This window comes from Pantoea sp. BAV 3049 (assembly GCF_009765445.1).
Classification (GTDB): Bacteria; Pseudomonadota; Gammaproteobacteria; order Enterobacterales; family Enterobacteriaceae; genus Erwinia.
This window is the reverse complement of sequence record NZ_WHOY01000031.1, coordinates 1,379,198-1,398,021: the sequence shown is the minus strand read 5'-3', so window position 1 is coordinate 1,398,021 and position 18,824 is coordinate 1,379,198. Positions and strand designations below refer to the sequence as shown.

Below are 18,824 nucleotides of genomic sequence, written 5' to 3'. Positions count from 1 at the left end.
GTCATAATCTGACGAATAAATCATCACAGCCCCCCTGAATCATCCCTTTTGAAATTGATCATACTGGATAGCCGCTATGTCGAATAAAACGCTGTATGAGAAATTAATTGAGTCGCACGTGGTCCGTGAGCTGGACGATGAAGGCCATGTTCTGCTCTATATCGATCGCTCGATCCTCAACGAATATACCAGCCCGCAGGCTTTCAGCGGGCTGAGAGAGAGCGGGCGGGTTGTCCGTCACCCGGCAACCATCTTGCTCAATGTCGACCACGTGAACCCCACCAGACCCGAACGTGACGCAGAGATGACTGATGAAGGCGGGCAGCTGCAGGTGGATTATTTCAGGCAGAACGCCGCTGATTTTGGCATCGAACTCTTTGACGTACTGGATCCCCGACAGGGCATTGAGCACGTGGTCGCCCATGAACAGGGCATGGTGATGCCGGGCATGGTGATTGCCGCTGGGGACAGCCATACCACCACCTACGGCGCTTTTGGTGCGCTGGGATTTGGGATTGGCACTTCAGAAATTGAGCATTTACTGGCCACGCAAACACTGGTCTACCGCAAGCTGAAAACGCTGCTGGTGACGGTCAGGGGCGAGTTGCCCTATGCCTGTTCGGCCAAAGATATCATCCTCGAACTGCTGGAACGAATCGGCGCGTCGGGTGCCACCGGCTATGCGATTGAATTTGATGGCGAGGCGATTAGCGCCCTGAGCATGGAAGGGCGAATGACGCTCTGCAATATGGCCGTGGAAGCCGGAGCGCGTGGCGCAATTATCGCGCCAGACCAGAAAGTCTTTGACTACATTGCAGGCAAACCGCAGATGCCGGTAGGCGAGCTGTGGCAGCAGGCGCTCAGCGAATGGGCAACGCTACGCAGCGACCCGGACGCCGTATTTGATAAAACGGTGCAGATAGACTGTAGCGAGCTGGAACCCAAAGTCACCTGGGGGATCAGCCCGGATCAAACGACCACCATCTCCGGATCCGTCCCCGATCCGGAAAAAGAATCCAACCCGGCTAAACAGCAGGCGATCCGTAAGGCGTTGCAGTACATGGGACTGACGGCCGGAACGCCGCTTCGTGATATTCAGATCACCCATGCATTTATTGGATCCTGCACCAATGGCCGTATTGAAGATCTGCGTTCGGCTGCGGCGGTGATCCAGGGCCGCAAAATTGCCAGTCACGTCAGGGGCATCATTGTGCCGGGATCGTCGCAGGTTCGTCGTCAGGCCGAAGAAGAAGGGCTGGCGCTGCAGTTTATCAACGCCGGTTTTGAGTGGCGTCAGTCGGGATGCTCAATGTGTCTGGCAATGAATGAAGATGTGCTTGCGCCCGGCGATCGCTGTGCTTCAGGAACCAACCGCAACTTCCCCGGTCGGCAGGGCGTCGGGGCGAGAACTCACCTGATGAGCCCGGCGATGGTCGCGGCAGCCGCCATCAGTGGCCATCTTGAAGATGTGCGTACCGTACTGAATACCGGAGGAAAAAATGGAGTCATTTAAACAGGTTTCCGGCGTGGTCGCGCCGCTGCCGGACGCGAACATCGACACCGATGTCATTATGCCCAAGCAGTTCCTGAAAGGAATCGATCGTCAGGGGCTGGATAAAGGGGTGTTTTTCGACCGCCGTTTTACTGCGGAAGGTGAGCTGAACGCCGACTTCATTCTGAATCAGCCCGGCTGGCAGGGGGCAACCTTTTTGCTGGTTGGCCCCAATTTCGGCTGTGGTTCCAGCCGGGAACATGCGGTCTGGGGATTAAGGCAGTTGGGGATCCGCGCACTGATCGGCACCAGCTTTGCCGGGATTTTTGACGATAACTGTCAGAAGAATGGCGTGCTCACCGTCTCGCTGGACGAGGGGGCTTATGAGCGCCTGAGCCAGTTGGTCGCGAACCCGGACAGCAATACGATTACCGTTTCGCTGGAGAAAGGAGAAATCACCGCAGGTGCGGCGACGCTGGTGTTTTCCGTCAGTGCGCTGAAGCGGGCAATGCTGTCAGGCGGCGAAGATGCTATCGGCTGGACAGGGCAATATCTTGCCGACATTGAGCAGTTCGAAGCGCGGCATTATGCCGGGAAGCCCTGGCTGAAACGCCCGACGCTCAACCCTCGCCGTTAACGAAGGAAGGATCGCATGAGTGCTATTACCGAACGAGGCGTTTCCTCCTTTGTTCCCGGATTCAGCCTGAAAGACGTTAGTCTGGCGAACGGCATTACCCTCAGAGTCGCGGTGGGAGGTGAAGGCCCGCCGCTGCTGCTGCTCCACGGCCATCCGCAAAACCATCTGACCTGGCGTAAAATCGCGCCGGAGCTGGCAAAAAATCACACCGTTATCATGGCCGATCTGCGGGGATATGGCGACAGTGATAAACCTGCCAGCGATGAGCAACACCGGCCCTATTCAAAACGGGTTATGGCACAAGATTGCGTGTTACTGATGGCCGCGCTGGGCTACCCGACTTTTGCTTTTGTGGGGCACGACCGGGGCGCGAGGGTGGGGCACCGGCTGGCCCTGGATCACCCGCAGTGCGTATCCTGTTGCACCTTCATCGATATTGCGCCGACAGCAACCATGTATGCGTTAACGGATCAGGCGTTTGCCACGCGCTATTTCTGGTGGTTCCTGCTGATCCAGCCTGCGCCAGTCCCCGAAACGCTGATTCAGCACGACCCGGCATTTTTTTTGCGCAAGCATATAAACGGCCAGTTAAAAACGCCCGGGGCAATGTCAGAGGAGATTTTCAGCGAATATCTGCGCTGCTATCAGCAGCCGGAGATGATCCACGCTGTCTGTGAAGACTATCGGGCGGCAGCCACGACTGACTTGCAGGATGATGCGGAGGATCAGGATAAGCGCATTCAGTGTCCTTTGTTACTGCTGTGGGGCGAACTGGGAACCGTCGGACAGCTTTACGATGTGCTGGCGACCTGGCGTGATAAAGCCCTCAACATTCAGGGTGAAGCACTGCCCTGCGGACACTCTCCGCAGGAAGAGATCCCCGAACTCTTCCTGCATAAACTTCAGCCATTCCTGAAAACAGTGTTATAAAACCCTATTATCCACTCTGTTTCCGGCGACTATGAAGAGCACCCCAGCAGGAAAAAACCACCTTCAGCCAGTGGCGGGCTGGCCTTCGATTGAAGATCTGCATGTTTTTGTCACGGTGGCCCGCAATGGCGGGTTCGCCAGAGCGGCGCTGGAATTAGGCCTCTCTCCCTCTTACATCAGCAAGCGTATTGCCACTCTGGAGAAACGGCTGGGCACCCGGCTTTTTTTTCGCAATAACCGCATTATGCGGCTCACACCGGAAGGCGAGAAGGCGCTGGAAGGAGCGGTGCAGATTGTCGGCAGCGTGGGGGATTTTGTCAGCGATCTCAACGGGCTGCGCGGCGAGCTGACCGGTAATATTATCCTCAGCTGCTCGTTCGGCTTTGGCCACGAATACCTGTCGCAGGCCCTGTCAGAACTGATGCTGCTGCACCCGGGACTCAACGTGAAGCTGGTGCTCAGCGACAGGGAGGTGGATCTCATCGATGAGGGCGTAGATATAGAAATTCTGGTAGGGGATGACATCAAAGACCTCTACATTGCCAGGCGGCTGGCAGCGAACCGGCGGATATTATGCGCGTCGCCGGACTATCTGCAGCGAGCCGGAACGCCTGCGAATGCAGACGAACTTGGCCGTCACGAATGCCTGATTATCCAGGAAAGAAGCTCGGCTTATGGTCACTGGGCGCTCACTAATGGCAGGGAGAATATTCTGTGTCGCGTCAACAGCCGCCACTCCTCCAACAGCGGCAGCGTGGTGCTGGCCTGGGCGTTGCGGGGACACGGCATTGTGCTTCGTTCGGCCTGGGACGTGGCAAAATATGTGCAAAGCGGCGAGCTGGTCCAGCTGTTACCCGAGTGGTATCAGGAAGCGAATATCTGGGCGGTTTATACGCAACGCTCATCCAGCTCCCTGCGGATTAAAACCTGCATTGATTTCCTGAGCGACTATTTTGCCAAACGCCTGCCGGAGGCAGGCGTAACGGGGCAGGCACGCTGAGCTGTCCGTTAATGAGGACCAGGGTCGTGAGGATAAACCCTGGCTTCTGACTTAAATCGCCACCAGACCCCGGACGCCGTCTGCCTCCATGCTTTCCCCACGACCGCGCTGGACGATTTCGCCGCGCGACATCACCAGATAACTGTCGGCCAGCTCGGCGGCAAAATCATAAAACTGTTCAACCAGCAGGATCGCCATATCGCCTCGCTGGGCGAGCTGGCGGATCACCGCACCAATCTCTTTGATCACCGACGGCTGGATCCCTTCCGTCGGTTCATCCAGGATCAGCAACTGTGGCTTGCACGCCAGCGCACGGCCAATCGCCAGCTGCTGCTGTTGCCCACCTGAAAGATCGCCCCCGCGCCGCTGTTTCATCTCTTTAAGCACCGGAAACAGCTGGTAAATCTCTTCCGGCACCTGCCTGGCCTGCGAACCTGAAAACCGTGCCAGTCCCATCAGCAGGTTTTCTTCCACCGTCAGCCGGGGAAAAATCTCGCGCCCCTGAGGAACATAGGCAATCCCGGCCTGCACCCGCTGGTGCGGTTTACGCCCGTTGAGGGTTTTATCCTGCCAGCGAATGGTACCGGACTTTGCCGGGATCAGCCCCATCAGGCATTTCAGCAGCGTGGTTTTGCCCACGCCGTTACGGCCCAGCAGGCAGGTGATCTCGCCGGGCTTCGCGTCAAATGAGAGGCCGCGCAGGATGTGGCTGCCACCATAATATTGATTCAGTTCAGATACTTGTAACATATCAGCGTCCCAGATAAACGTCGATAACCTGCTCGTTAGCCTGCACTTCGCGCAGCGAACCTTCCGCCAGCACCTGGCCCTGATGCAGCACCGTGACGTGGTCGGCGATGGTTTCGACAAAACCCATGTCATGCTCCACCACCATTAGCGAGTGCTGGCCTGCCAGGCTACGGAACAACTCGGCGGTGTAGTCGGTTTCCGCATCGGTCATGCCCGCTGCCGGTTCATCCAGCAGCAGCAGATGCGGGTCCTGCACCAGCAGCATGCCGATTTCCAGAAACTGCTTCTGCCCGTGTGACAGCAGGCCTGCCGGACGATGACGTTCCGCGCCCAGCCGCAGCAGTTTCAGCACCTCATCAATGCGGTCCTGCTGCTCGCCGTTCAGCTTGCTGCGCAGGCAGGCCCACACCGATTTGTCGGTTTTCAGCGCAATCTCCAGATTCTCAAATACCGTCAGGGCTTCAAACACCGTCGGCTTCTGAAATTTGCGGCCAATGCCGATGCGGGCAATTTCCACCGGCGAAAGGGTGGTGAGATCGGTGCTCTGATCGTAAAACACCCGGCCATTATCCGGCCTGGTTTTCCCGGTGATCACATCCATCAGCGTGGTCTTACCCGCGCCGTTTGGCCCGATAACACAGCGCAGTTCGCCAACGCCGATTTGCAGCGACAGGTTGGTCAGCGCCTTAAAGCCATCAAAAGAGACGTTGATGTTTTCCAGCTGCAACACCGGATCTGTCTGTTGGCGATGGCGGTCCGCCGGATGGGGCTGCGTAAAAAGTTGCTCAGTCATGCTTCCTCCGGCGGAGCAGGCCAATCACGCCCCGTGGTAAAAACAGCGTCACGAGGATAAACATCAGGCCCAGGAAAAACAGCCAGTATTCAGGGAAAGCCACGGTAAACCAGCTTTTGGCCCCGTTAACGATCCCGGCACCGAGCAGCGGACCAATCAGCGTGCCGCGTCCACCGAGAGCGACCCAGATTGCCGCCTCAATGGAGTTGGTGGGTGACATCTCGCTGGGGTTGATAATGCCGACCTGCGGCACATACAGCGCCCCGGCCAGCCCACAAAGCATCGCTGACAGCGTCCAGACGAACAGCTTGAAGCCTTTCGGATCGTAGCCGCAGAACATCAGGCGATTCTCGGCATCGCGCACGGCGGTCAGCACCCGGCCAAACTTACTGCGGGCCAGCGCAAAACCAATCCCGAGGCTGGCGACCAGCAGCAACACGGTGGCGACGAACAGCCCGATGCGGGTGCTGGGGGCGGTCACCGGGAAGCCGAGCAAAGTGGTGAAGCCGGTAAAGCCGTTGTTGCCGCCAAAGCCGGTTTCATTGCGAAAGAACAGCAGCATCCCGGCATAGGTCAGCGCCTGGGTCATGATCGAGAAATAGACCCCTTTGATTTTCGAGCGGAAGGCAAACCAGCCAAACACCAGCGCCAGTACGCCCGGCACCAGTACAATCAGGCATAATGCCCATGCAAAGTGCTGCGTTCCTGCCCAGAACCACGGCAGGTGGTCCCATGACAGAAAGGACATAAAGGCGGGCAGCCCGTCTCCGGCGGCCTGGCGCATCAGATACATCCCCATCGCATAGCCGCCCAGCGCGAAGAACAGGCCGTGCCCGAGCGACAGCAGCCCGGCATAGCCCCATACCAGATCCAGCGCCACGGCGACGATGGCATAGCAGAGGATTTTGCCGATCAGCGTCAGGGTATAGATCGACATCGCCAGCGGGTTATCCACAGGCAGCAGCGCGAGAAAGGGCAGCACCAGAAGGATCAGCAGGGCCAGCAGGCCGAGGCCGAGACTCAGGCGCGGCGCTTTTTGCGCCAGGGTGAGCGTCATGGGTTGTGCCATCAGTCAATCACCCTCCCTTTGAAGGCAAACAGGCCCTGGGGGCGTTTCTGAATAAACAGAACGATCAGCACCAGGATCAGAATCTTGCCGAGCACCGCACCGATTTGCGGTTCCAGCACTTTGTTCAGAATGCCCAGCCCGAAAGCGGCGACCACCGTTCCGGCCAGCTGTCCGACACCCCCGGTGACCACCACCAGGAAGGAGTCGATAATGTAGCCCTGGCCCAGCTCCGGGCCGACGTTGCCCAACTGCGACAGCGCCACGCCGCCCAGCCCGGCGATGCCGGAACCCAGCCCGAAGGCCAGCATATCCACCCGCCCGGTTGGCACGCCGCAGCAGTCAGCCATCGCGCGGTTTTGCGTGACGGCCCGCACGTTCATTCCCAGCCGGGTTTTATTCAGCAGCAACCAGGTGAGGAGCAGCACACCAAACACGAACAGGATTACCGCAATACGATTGTACGGCAGCACCAGGTTTGGCAGCACCTGCAACCCGCCTGACAGCCACGGCGGGTTGGCGACCTCCAGGTTCTGCGCGCCGAACAGCACCCGCACCAGCTGGATCAGCATCAGGCTGATCCCCCAGGTTGCCAGCAGTGTTTCCAGCGGGCGGCCATACAGGTGGCGGATAATGGTTCTTTCCAGCGCCATCCCAATCGCGGCGGTGACCAGAAAAGCCACCGGCAGCGCCAGCAGCGGATAGAATGCAAGCCACTCCGGAGCGAAGCGCTGGAACAGCGTCTGCACCATCCACGTGGAGTAAGCGCCGAGCATCAGCATCTCGCCGTGCGCCATGTTAATCACGCCCAGCAGGCCGTAAGTGATCGCCAGTCCCAGAGCGGCCAGCAGCAGCACCGAGCCCAGCGACAGGCCGGTAAACGCCTGACCAAGCAGATCGCCCAGCATCAGCCGCTGTTTAATCTGTTTCAGGCTGTCGACGGCGGCGGCGCGCACTCCGGCATCCGGTTCGTTTTGAGGTTGAGTCAGGCGGTTAAGCGCGGCCTGAGTCTGTGGATCGCTGGTTTCACCCAGCAGTTTCACTGCCTTCAGCCGCACCTGCGGGTCGGCATCACCGATCTGCAATCCGGCCACGGCCTGAGCCAGTACCGCATGCACGCCGCTGTCTTTTTCGGCGGCCAGACGCTGAGTCAGCAGCGGCAACTGATCGGCCTGCGCGTCGTTTTGCAGCTCACGGGCGGCGCTCAGACGGATCGCGACGGTATTACTGACCAGCTGATGGGCGGCCAGCGTGGTGGCAATCAGCACTCGCAGTCGGTTGTTCATAAACAGCTTTTTGGTGTCACCAGCCGGTTTTTCCACGTTGTCGAGCGGCGTCAGCTTGCCATCCGCCTCGCTGAACGGCTGTTTGTTTTCATCCAGCACCACATTTTCCTGATGCAGTGCCTGCAGGAAAGGAAGGCGTGCGGCATCCGGCGCGGCGGCCCATGCCTGCAAAAGTTTGATCTGATCTGTCCGGCTGGCGGTAGAGAAATCCGCTGCAGGCCCGGCAAGGGCGGACAGAGGCACCAGCAGGCACAGCGAAAGTAAGAGCGTAAAAAGTCGACGTATTATCATCGCAATGCCCATCATGTCAGGATTGGGATGCGGAGCGCACGACACGCCCCGCGCAGGAGCGGGAAAAATCCCGCCCTTAAAGGTTATTGCGTTGATTTAACAGGGTGATCGGGTTTCTTGTCGTTGCCCGGAATGTAAGGGCTCCACGGCTGCGCACGCACTGGTTTATCCGTCTGCCACACCACGTTGAACTGACCATTGTCTTCGATTTCGCCAATCATTACCGGCTTATGCAGGTGATGGTTGGTCTGATCCATGGTCAGGGTAAAGCCGTCCGGTGCTTTGAAAGTCTGTCCGGCCATTGCCGCACGCACTTTGTCCACGTCGGTAGTGCCTGCTTTCTCTACCGCCTGCGCCCACATATGGATGCCGACATAGGTCGCTTCCATCGGGTCGTTGGTCACCGCAGTAGTGTAGTTAGGCAGGTTGTGCGCTTTGGCCCAGGCACGGTAATCCGCTACAAACTTCTTGTTAACCGGGTTGTCGACAGATTCAAAGTAGTTCCAGGCCGCCAGGTTGCCGACCAGCGGTTTGGTGTCGATGCCGCGCAGCTCTTCTTCTCCCACCGAGAAGGCAACAACCGGCACGTCGGTGGCTTTAATGCCCTGGTTAGCCAGTTCTTTATAGAACGGCACGTTAGAGTCGCCGTTGATGGTAGAGATCACTGCAGTTTTACCCCCGGCCGAGAATTTCTTGATGTTGGAGACGATGGTCTGGTAATCGCTGTAGCCAAACGGCGTGTAGATTTCTTCAATATCACTTTCCTTCACGCCTTTGGCGTGCAGGAAAGCACGCAGGATTTTGTTGGTGGTGCGTGGATAAACGTAGTCGGTACCCAGCAGAAAGAAGCGTTTCGCGCTGCCGCCGTCTTCGCTCATCAGGTATTCCACCGCCGGGATCGCCTGCTGGTTAGGGGCAGCGCCGGTATAGAACACGTTAGGCGACATCTCTTCACCTTCATACTGCACCGGATAGAACAGCAGGCCGTTCAGTTCTTCAAACACCGGCAGCACGGATTTACGGGAGACCGAAGTCCAGCAGCCAAACACCACGGCCGCTTTGTCCTGAGTCAGCAGCTGGCGGGCTTTTTCGGCAAACAGCGGCCAGTTGGACGCCGGATCGACCACCACCGGTTCCAGCTTTTTCCCCAGCACGCCGCCCCTGGCGTTGATCTCGTCAATGGTCATCAGCGCCACGTCTTTCAGCGGCGTTTCCGAGATGGCCATGGTGCCGGAAAGCGAGGATAAGATGCCGACTTTAATGGTGTCCGCCGCCTGCGCACCCCACGCTAAACCCATACTCATAACCGTTGCCGAAAGTGCAAATACCTTCAGTAATGAACGTCTTTTCATCTGGCGAACCCCTGATATCGTTGAATTATGTGGGTGAATCCGGTTGAAGTCTTGCCTGCTGCAGCCTGTGTAATGTGATCTTTCTGACCTCGGCCTTACTGACGGAGATATGGGCGGTCAGAATCAGCTGTGCCTCCTCGCTTTGTTGTTGTGATACCGCCTGCAAAATTCGGGCGTGTTCGTTGTATGTCGCTTCGATCCGGTCCTCACGGGTAAAGTCGAGGCGACGGATGATGCGAATTTTTTCGGTCAGTTCGGCATGGATGTGGGCCATTTCGCTGTTGCCTGCCGCCGCGACTATCGCCATATGGAAGGCCTCGTCGTGCAGGGAAACGGCTTTGCCATCCTGCAGCCGGAGATCATCCATCCAGAAGCGTTTCAGTTCGCTGAGCAGATCGCTGGCTCGTCCGGCTGGCATGGCGCAGAGGCGGCGAACCGCCTCGCACTCCAGCACAATACGCAGGTCATACAACTCCTCGAAATACTCGAAGTCGAACTGGCGCACCTGCCAGCCGCTGCGGAACCACACCTCGACGTAGCCTTCACGCTCCAGCCAGAACAGCGCCTGTCGCACCGGGGTGCGGCTGACATCCATGCGTTCCGCCATCTCGCTTTCGCTGAAGCGGTCGCCCGGCATCAGGCGAAAGTCGAAGATGTCGTTTTTAATGGTCTGGTAGACCTTTTCCGCCAGCGCTTCCGGACGGCCCTTGCTACGTCGGGCGTAAAGCTCCTGCATGCTCACCTCTTTATTCCAGCCACAGCAGCGCGTCGCCAGGGCTGACCGGACGGCCTGGCTGGCAGCCGATGCGCTTCACGCGGCCAGCCTGCGGCGCATGGATTGCCAGCTCCATCTTCATCGCTTCAACGATGATCACCGGCTGCCCGGCGACCACTTCATCGCCCGGCCTGACCAGCACTTTCCAGATGTTGCCGTTCAGATCTGCGCTGACCTGTAGCGCGCTTTCATCCTCTTCCGCTGGCAGCAGGTTCTCTTCACTGGTCAGCGGCGCGCCTTCCTCTTCCAGCGCCCACAGCGCCACTTCCGCTTCGAAGGCGGTGGCCTGGTTCTGACGGAAATCGGCAATAGCGGCGGCATTGTCACTGAGGAACTGCTTATGCTCAGCAAAATCAAACACCGTCTCTTCAATGGTGATGGTGGCGCGGCCTTCGCGGAAATCTTCGCGCAGCACGTCCAGCTCGGCTTCGCTCACCGGGTAGAAGCGCACCTGATCGAAGAAGTGCAGCAGCCAGGGTTCGTTAGCGGCGAACTGCTCGTTTTTCAGGAATTTGTTCCAGATTGGCAGCGTGCGGCCCACCAGCTGATAGCCACCCGGAGAGTCCATGCCGTAAATACACATGTACATGCCGCCGATGCCGACAGTGCCTTCCGCAGTGAAGGTCCGCGCCGGGTTGTATTTGGAGCTGAGCAGGCGATGGCGTGGATCGATCGGAACCGCACAAGGTGCGCCCAGATAAACATCGCCCAGACCGAGGATCAAATAGCTGGCATCAAAAATGGTCTGGCGAACTTCTTCGCGAGTGGCCAGTCCGTTGATGCGCTGGATAAAGTCGACGTTATTTGGCAGCCAGGGAGCGCTGGCCCGGACGGTTTCTTTGTAACGTTCAACCGCACCCAGCGTGGCGCTGTCTTCAAAGGCCATCGGCATATGGACAATGCGCGAAGGCACTTTCATCTGACTGACGTCGCCGAGGTTTTTTTCCAGTTCCAGCAGCAGGGTCAGCAGCTGTTTCTGGCTGAGGATCCGGCTGTCGTAGCGGATTTGCAGCGAGCGGACGCCTGGCGACAGCTCTTCAATGCCCGGCTGGCCGGTTTCGCGCAGCGCGGTCATCAGCAGATGGACACGCAGGCGCAGTGCCAGATCCAGCACGTTGTCGCCGTATTCCATCAGGATGTAGTTGTCGCCTGCCTGACGGTAAACCGCCGTCGGGGTGAACGCGGTAGCTTTGAGCGCGGCCAGCACGGTGGCGGAACCGTGGTCTGTTTCCGCCAGCGACGGCACTTCAAAGAGAGGTTTCACCGCACCATGCAGCGTCTGAACGCTCTGTGCCTGCACTTTTTCCAGCGCGTGTGCTTCATCAAAACTGACCGGATGGAAGCGGATGCGGTCGCCTGGTTTGACCTGGCCGACTTTCCACAGTTCGGCTTTGGCGATAGTGACCGGGCAGACGAAGCCACCCAGGCTTGGTCCGTCACGGGTGAGGATCACCGGGAAGTCGCCGGTAAAGTTCACCGCGCCAATCGCGTATTCACAGTCGTGAACGTTGGAAGGGTGCAAACCGGCCTCGCCGCCGTTGGCGCGGGTCCAGCTCGGTTTTGGCCCTGCCAGGCGCACGCCCAGGCGGTTGGAGTTGTAGTGGACCTGCCACTCACTGGTAAAGAATTCGTCGATGGATTCCTGGGTGAAGAAATCCGGTGCACCGTGCGGCCCGTACAGCACGCCAATGCTCCATTCGTCGCTGTAGGCCGGGATCAGCGAGGCATCCACAGCCTGCGGTTCGCTGACCGGAGCCGGAGTGGTGCAGGCCGCCAGTTCAGGTTGAGAGATCGCCAGCATGTCCGCCACGCGCAGAGTGCGACCGGCATGGCCACCAAACTGGCCGAGGGCAAAGGTCGAGCGGCTGCCGAGGTATTCCGGCACGTCAAAGCCGTTGCGCACCGCCAGATAAGTGCGGCAACCCATCTGAGCACGGCCCAGCGTCAGGGTTTGTCCTGCTTTCACTGAGACTGGCTGCCAGTAACTGACCGGTTCGCCATCCAGCGTGGCCGGGCATTCAGCCCCGGTCAGGGAGATAATTGTGTCGCTGTGGAAGCGCAGCGTCGGCCCCTGCAACGTGAATTCCAGCCCGGCGGCCTCTTCGGCGTTGCCGACGATGCGGTTCGCCAGCCGGAAGGCAAAGTCATCCATCGGGCCGGAAGGCGGCACGCCGATATCCCAGTACCCCAGACGACCCGGGTAATCCTGAATGCTGCTCCAGGTGCCGGGCTGCAGCACTTCGACTACTGCAGAAGCCGGGGTGAAGCTGTCCAGCATCCGCGTCCAGACTTTGCCGCTGCGGAAGGTTTCAGTTGCCACTATCTGACGCAGATAATCAAGGTTGGTGGCGATGCCGTGCAGGCGTGTTTCACTCAGCGCCTGGGCCATTTTTGCCAGCGCGGCTTCGCGGTTTTCCGCATGGACGATCAGTTTGGCGATCATCGGATCGTAGAAGGCCGACACTTCGGTGCCGGTGGAGATCCAGCCATCCACCCGCACGTTTTCCGGGAAGCAGACCTCGGTCAGCACGCCGGGGCTGGGCTGAAAGTTTTTCAGCGGATCTTCGGCGTAGATACGCACTTCAATCGAGGCACCCTGCGGAGCCTGCACCATGCGCGTCCAGTCCAGCTCATCACCTGCCGCCACGCGCAGCATGCACTCCACCAGGTCCAGCCCGGTGACGCATTCCGTGACCGGATGCTCAACCTGCAAACGGGTATTCACTTCCAGGAAGAAGAACTCATCGCGCTCAGCATCATAGATGTATTCAACCGTACCGGCGCTGCGGTAGCTGACCAGTTCGCCCAGCTTAACCGCAGATTCCAGCAGCGCAGCGCGGGTGCTTTCCGGCAGGTTCGGGGCAGGTGTTTCTTCCACCACTTTCTGATTGCGACGCTGCAGGGAGCAGTCGCGTTCGCCAGGAGCGATTACTTTGCCTTTGCCGTCGCCAAAGATCTGCACCTCAACGTGGCGGGCACGATCGATGCAGCGCTCCAGGAATACGCCAGCATCGCTGAAGAACTGTTCGCCAAGGCGGCGGACGCTTTCCCAGGCGCTGCGCAGTGCATCAGCATCTGCACAACGTGTCAGGCCTATACCGCCGCCGCCAGCGGTGCTTTTCAGCATCACCGGGTAGCCAATTCTGTCTGCGGCGCTCAGTGCTTCTTCCAGCGAGTCGAGCAGTGCTGTACCCGGCGTCATTGGCACGCCTGCGGCGGCGGCCAGTTCACGGGCGCGGTGCTTCAGGCCAAACTCGCCGATCTGATGCGCAGTGGGGCCGACAAAGGCGATCCCGGCTTCTTCACAGGCGGCAGCAAACGGCAGGCTCTCGGAGAGAAAACCGTAGCCTGGCCAGATGGCCTGTGCGCCAGTTTCTTTCGCTGCGGCAAGAATTTTATCGATGCGCAGATAGCTGTCAGTGGCTTTCTCGCCGCCCAGCGCAATGGCAATGTCCGCATCTTTGACGTGCTGGGCATTTTTATCCGCATCGGAATAAACCGCCACGCTGGTGACGCCCAGTCGCTTGAGGGTGCGAATTGCACGGCAGGCAATTTCGCCACGGTTGGCAATCAGGACGATATTAAACATTCGGGGTCTCCTTGCGGGTCAGCCAGTTACGCCAGCCGCCAAAATCAGTGATGTCGGTCGCATCGGGAAGCACTGCAGGTTCACAGATAAAGCCTTTCACCAGGCGGCCATCGGCCAGCTCCAGCGTGCCAATACCCAGCGGGGAAGGGATCTCTGCCACGAACTCGCCGAAGCGTGCCAGCGGGATATCCCACAGCTCAACGATGATCGACGCGCCGTCGCTGCCTTTTACCAGGCCCGGTTTGGGCGGTTTGGTATTCGCCAGCGCGTAGAGGCGATAGCAGGCGGCGGTTTTGGTCTCTTCAACCAGTACCGCATTGCGGGTGGTCAGCTGGTGGTTGAGCGGCATCCCGGTCAGATGAGCGCCAACGACGGCCACGCGAACATGCAGCGGCGAGGCTGGCAAAGAGGCGTGGCTGGCAGGCTGAGCATTGCCGGTTGCACCGAGGCTCAGGGCCTGACGGGCCTGCCATTTCTGGCCGAAGGCCGCCAGTGCACGGTCATACCAGGCTGGGGCGATCAGGGTGATCCCGGCTGGCAGGCCATCCTCGCGGAACGGGCCGGGCAGTGCCAGCGCGGACAAATCGGCCAGGTTGGTGAAGTTGGTATAGGTGCCGAACTGCGAGTTGTAGCGAACCGGCTCCTGTTTCATCTCTTCCAGCGTGTGGATGGTGGGAGAGGTCGGGACAACCAGTGCATCAAACTGGCTGAGGATTTGCTGGATCTGGCGGCTCAGTTCTGCCCGCAGATATTCCGCTTTATAAGCATCCACGGCGCTGTAGTTTTTCCCGCTGGCGACGATGCCGTACACCACCGGATCCATCTCGTCTTTGCGATCCAGCATCTCGCCGACGGCGACGGTACGTTCAGCCACCCACGGGCCGTAATAAAGTTGTTCAGCCAGCTGGTGGAAGATCGAGAAATCTATCGGATGTAGCGTGGCCCCTCCTGCCTGCAACGCGGTCAGTGATTTTTCCCACGCGGCTTCAGCCTGCGCATCGTCAAAGAAGGTCGGGTAAGCCGGGATCGCCAGCTTCGGCGCAGCGGGCAGGGCCGCCGGAGCCAGGCCTGGATTCGCGCGGGAGTAGGCATCGCTGGCGTCATAGCCTCCGGCGCAGGTGGCAGCGAGGAACGCATCTTCCACTGTCAGGGCAAAGAGGGAAATGGTGTCGTTCAGGCGGCAGGCCGGAACCACGCCGGTGGCGGAGAGCCAGCCTTTGGTTGGTTTCAGGCCAACGATATTGTTGAATCCGGCAGGCACGCGGCCGGAGCCTGCAGTGTCGGTTCCCAGCGCAAAACACACCAGGCCACGGGCGGTCACGGAAGCCGAGCCTGAGCTGGAGCCGCCGCTGACATACGCAGGATCAAAGGTGTTTTGCACCGCACCAAACGGCGAGCGGGTGCCGACCAGGCCGGTAGCGAACTGATCGAGATTGGTTTTACCGATCACCACGGCACCGGCTGCCTTGAGATTAGCCACTGCGGTGGCGTCGGCTTCGGCTTCATAGGCAAAGGCCGGGCATGCTGCGGTGGTCGGCCATCCCGCCACATCAATGTTGTCCTTGACCGCGAACGGCACGCCGAACAGCGGCAGCGAGGCCGGATTTTGCTGCCAGACCGCCAGCAGGGGTTCCAGCTGAGCGCGCAGCTGGGCCGGGGTAGCGAGGTACAGCCAGGCATTATCCGCAGTGGATAAACCGGACAGCAGCGACTCCAGCGTAGCCAGCACATCCTGAGGATGCTGCTGATGGTGCTGCTGCCAGTCGTTCAGGGTGAAGCCGGTGGTCAAAGCCATAGGTTGAATTCCATCTGGTATACAAGATTGAATTCAATTGAGCAAAAGTTGTGCCATCTGAGCAGGTATATGTAAATAAATGATTTTTATTCTGAAAGGGTGCTGAGGTGCACGATGGATGGGCAGGGAGTGAACAAAAATGGGGCAGGGGAATTTTTTGAACGCGCGGGACAGATACTGCATGACGACCTGGGCAAATTGTTGAAACGGGCGGAAAGAGTTCCGCCCGTGAAAACAATCTGTTGAAGGAGCGACTGTTCGCCCTGATTTCACTGGATTACGATTTGCGCCACTTACGGGTCAGCGGTTTCTCAATCTCGACAATCAGGAACAGCACGGCAGCTACAGCCAGCGGCACCAGCCAGAAGGTCAGCGGCAGCGGCACGGTGCCAAACAGCGTATTCATAAATGGCAGATAGATTATCGCCAGCTGCAGCAGTACCAGCACGCCGCTGACCAGCCAGATCCCGCGGTTCTGCAGCAGGCCACGGCTCAGCGAGAAGCTCTCAGTATCACGGCAGTTCAGCATGTACACCCACTGCGCGGTCACCAGCGTTTGCAGCAGCACGGTGCGGATAAATTCCGCGCTGTAGCCGCGAGGCTGCAGCCAGGCTTCCAGCATAAAGGCGCTGACCGCAATCAGGCTTCCCACAAAGCCCACGCGCCAGATGGCATAGCCATCCATCACGTGCCGTTTGGCATCACGCGGTTTCCTGCGCATGACGTTTTTGTCGGCTTTCTCAAAGGCCAGCCCGAACGAGAGCGTGGCGGAGGTCGCCATGTTCATCCACAGGATCTGCACCGGCGTCAGTGGCAGCAGGTTGCCCATCAGCATGGCAATCACGATCAGCAGACCCTGCGCCAGGTTGGTTGGCATGATAAACAGGATGGTTTTTTTCAGGTTATCGTAAACGCGACGGCCTTCTTTCACCGCGTTGGCGATGGTGGCGAAGTTGTCATCGGTCAGCACCATATCGGCGGCTTCTTTGGTCACCTCGGTACCCTTGATGCCCATCGCGATGCCGACATCGGCCTGCTTCAGGGCAGGCGCATCGTTAACGCCGTCACCGGTCATGCCAACCACTTCACCTTTATCCTGCAGCGCTTTCACCAGGCGCAGTTTATGCTGCGGGCTGGTACGGGCAAAGATGTCGTAGCGGATCGCCGCATCGGCCAGTTCACTGTCCGTCATGTGCTCCAGCTGATAGCCGGTCAGCGCGTTGCGACCGTCGCCGATCCCAAGCATTCTGCCGATGGCCATGGCGGTTTCCTGATGGTCACCGGTGATCATTTTCACGCGGATACCGGCACGATGGCAGTCAGCAATTGCCGCCACGGCTTCCGGACGCGGTGGGTCCATCATTGCAGCAATCCCGCAGAAGATCAGGCCGCTTTCAAGGCACTGGTGGGTCAGCGCAGGCTGGCTGTCATCCACCGGTTTAAAGGCGCTGGCGACCATACGCAGCCCTTCACGGGCGAAGCGGGCAATCTCATCTTCCCAGTGCTGCTGATCGAGCGGTTCGCTGCCTGTTGCTGTCATCTGTGATCCACACAGCTTCAGCAGCACGTCTGGCGCACCGGTCACTAAAATTTGCTGCTCGCCACCAATCTGGTGGTGGGTTGCCATATATTTCCAGGCCGAATCGAAAGGAATTTTATCAATCAGGCGGATCTGTTCTTCGGGCAGATGCCCCTTCGCCGCCAGCACTTTCAGCGCACCGGCAGTCGGACCCCCGGTAATGCCCCAGTGCCCCTGAGCGTCCTGAATCATGGTGCTTTCATTGCACAGATCAACGTTACGCAGGAAGCGGGCCAGCAGAGGGCTGGATGCCACATCAACAGGGTGCTGCCCCTCTTCACTGAGAAACCGGCCTTCAGGGCGATAGCTGTTGCCTTCCACCCGCACGTTGTTACCAGCCAGCAGCACGGCTTTTACCGTCATCTCATTCATGGTCAGCGTGCCGGTCTTGTCACTGCACACCACGGTCATCGCGCCAAGCGTTTCCACGGTTGGCAGCTTGCGGATAATCGCCCGCTTACGCGCCATTGCCTGTACGCCGAGGGAGAGAATAATGGAGATGATGGCAGGCAGACCTTCCGGTACGGAAGCTACCGCCAGCCCAATCAGCGACAGCAGCAGTTCGCCCATAGGCATATCGCGCAGCAGCAGACTAAAGACAAACAGCGCGGCCATCATCGCCAGAATGATCAGGAAAATCGCGTGGCCCAGCTTGTCCATTTGCACCAGCAGCGGCGTGCGCAGCGGCTGGATATCCGCCATCATATGGTTGATTTTCCCCAGCTCGGTATCACCGCCGGTGGCAATCACCACGCCGGTGGCGCTGCCTGCGCTGACGGTGGTACCGGAGAAGGCGAGGTTATCGCGATCGCCAATCATCACCTCAGCTGCGATCTCACCGGTTTGCTTGGTCACCGCGGTGGATTCGCCGGTCAGAATGGCTTCTTCCACCCGCAGATTGTGCGCCTCAATCAGGCGTAAATCGGCCGGGATACGGTCGCCAGCCCGCAGGGTCACAATATCTCCCACCACCAGTTCGCTGGCTTCAATAGTCTGAATCTGACCGCCACGCATCACCTGTGTCTGGGCAGGCAGCATATTTTCAATGCTTTTCAGTGACTTTTCGGCGTTGTTTTCCTGCACAAAGCCAATCAGTGAATTAATCACCGCCACGCCAAGGATCACCGCGGTATCCACCCAGTGTCCCATTATGCCGGTCAGCACTGCGGCAGCCAGCAAAACGTAGATCAGCACATCGTTGAAATGGGCCAGAAAGCGCATAAGTGCGCTTTTGCCTTCACGCTGTGGCAGCTGGTTTGGGCCATCTTCGGCCAGGCGTTTTTGCGCTTCTTCCACGGATAATCCCGCTTGAGCGCTGGTCAATCTCTTCAGTACCGTTGCAGTATCGTACCGGTACCAGGCTACGGCAGTTTTCTGACGGGAAGAGGCTGGAGGTAATCGCGACATAGATATTCCTTCAGGTGAGTTGTTTAGAATGTTTGCTAAGGGAGGCTATGCTGAAGGAAGCCTGATATGAGCTTATTGATCC

General features: G+C 58.8%; 13 protein-coding genes. 4 read left to right on the top strand and 9 right to left on the bottom strand.

The genetic code is table 11. The annotated features are described in order from the left end of the window. The first annotated feature begins 76 nt into the window (after positions 1-76). From leuC to GSQ70_RS07180, 4 genes are read left to right on the top strand one after another with little or no spacing between them, the layout of a single operon-like run. Positions 77-1,513: a 3-isopropylmalate dehydratase large subunit gene (gene leuC, locus GSQ70_RS07195; protein ID WP_158781918.1), complete on the top strand. Its 1,437-nt coding sequence runs from the start codon at positions 77-79 to the stop codon at positions 1,511-1,513. After that, complete coding sequence (gene leuD / locus GSQ70_RS07190; RefSeq protein WP_158781917.1) at positions 1,500-2,129, top strand: 3-isopropylmalate dehydratase small subunit; 630 nt, start codon at positions 1,500-1,502, stop codon at positions 2,127-2,129. The genes leuC and leuD overlap by 14 nt, the downstream gene beginning before the upstream one ends. A 15-nt stretch (positions 2,130-2,144) precedes the next feature. Next, positions 2,145-3,059: an alpha/beta fold hydrolase gene (locus GSQ70_RS07185; protein ID WP_158781916.1), complete on the top strand. Its 915-nt coding sequence runs from the start codon at positions 2,145-2,147 to the stop codon at positions 3,057-3,059. 31 nt (positions 3,060-3,090) lie between these two features. Then, a complete protein-coding gene (locus tag GSQ70_RS07180) occupies positions 3,091-4,059 on the top strand; it encodes a LysR substrate-binding domain-containing protein (RefSeq protein WP_158781915.1) in 969 nt (322 codons plus the stop codon). Between the two features lie 51 nt (positions 4,060-4,110). Here the strand turns inward: GSQ70_RS07180 and urtE are convergent, their stop codons facing one another. The 9 genes from urtE to GSQ70_RS07135 all read right to left on the bottom strand — a co-directional run bounded on the left by urtE (position 4,111) and on the right by GSQ70_RS07135 (position 18,742). Beyond that, a complete protein-coding gene (gene urtE / locus GSQ70_RS07175; RefSeq protein WP_158781914.1) occupies positions 4,111-4,809 on the bottom strand; it encodes an urea ABC transporter ATP-binding subunit UrtE in 699 nt (232 codons plus the stop codon). 1 nt (position 4,810) lies between these two features. Beyond that, a complete protein-coding gene (gene urtD, locus GSQ70_RS07170) occupies positions 4,811-5,602 on the bottom strand; it encodes an urea ABC transporter ATP-binding protein UrtD (RefSeq protein WP_158781913.1) in 792 nt (263 codons plus the stop codon). Continuing rightward, positions 5,595-6,671 (bottom strand): urea ABC transporter permease subunit UrtC, encoded by a 1,077-nt coding sequence (gene urtC, locus GSQ70_RS07165; protein ID WP_158781912.1) that lies wholly within the window; start codon positions 6,669-6,671, stop codon positions 5,595-5,597. The genes urtD and urtC overlap by 8 nt, the downstream gene beginning before the upstream one ends. Beyond that, entirely contained in the window at positions 6,671-8,245 is a 1,575-nt protein-coding gene (gene urtB, locus GSQ70_RS07160; RefSeq protein WP_199257231.1) for an urea ABC transporter permease subunit UrtB, read from the bottom strand. Before urtB ends, urtC begins: the two co-directional genes overlap by 1 nt. An 83-nt stretch (positions 8,246-8,328) precedes the next feature. Next, positions 8,329-9,597, bottom strand: coding sequence for an urea ABC transporter substrate-binding protein (gene urtA / locus GSQ70_RS07155; RefSeq protein ID WP_158781911.1), 1,269 nt, complete (start codon positions 9,595-9,597; stop codon positions 8,329-8,331). 25 nt (positions 9,598-9,622) lie between these two features. Next, entirely contained in the window at positions 9,623-10,333 is a 711-nt protein-coding gene (locus GSQ70_RS07150; RefSeq protein ID WP_158781910.1) for a GntR family transcriptional regulator, read from the bottom strand. A 10-nt stretch (positions 10,334-10,343) separates the two neighbouring features. Further along, entirely contained in the window at positions 10,344-13,961 is a 3,618-nt protein-coding gene (uca, locus tag GSQ70_RS07145; RefSeq protein ID WP_158781909.1) for an urea carboxylase, read from the bottom strand. Beyond that, complete coding sequence (gene atzF, locus GSQ70_RS07140; protein ID WP_158781908.1) at positions 13,954-15,756, bottom strand: allophanate hydrolase; 1,803 nt, start codon at positions 15,754-15,756, stop codon at positions 13,954-13,956. Before atzF ends, uca begins: the two co-directional genes overlap by 8 nt. A gap of 277 nt (positions 15,757-16,033) precedes the next feature. Continuing rightward, positions 16,034-18,742, bottom strand: a complete 2,709-nt coding sequence (locus GSQ70_RS07135) for a cation-transporting P-type ATPase (RefSeq protein WP_158781907.1) — start codon at positions 18,740-18,742, stop codon at positions 16,034-16,036. Positions 18,743-18,824: the final 82 nt, after the last annotated feature.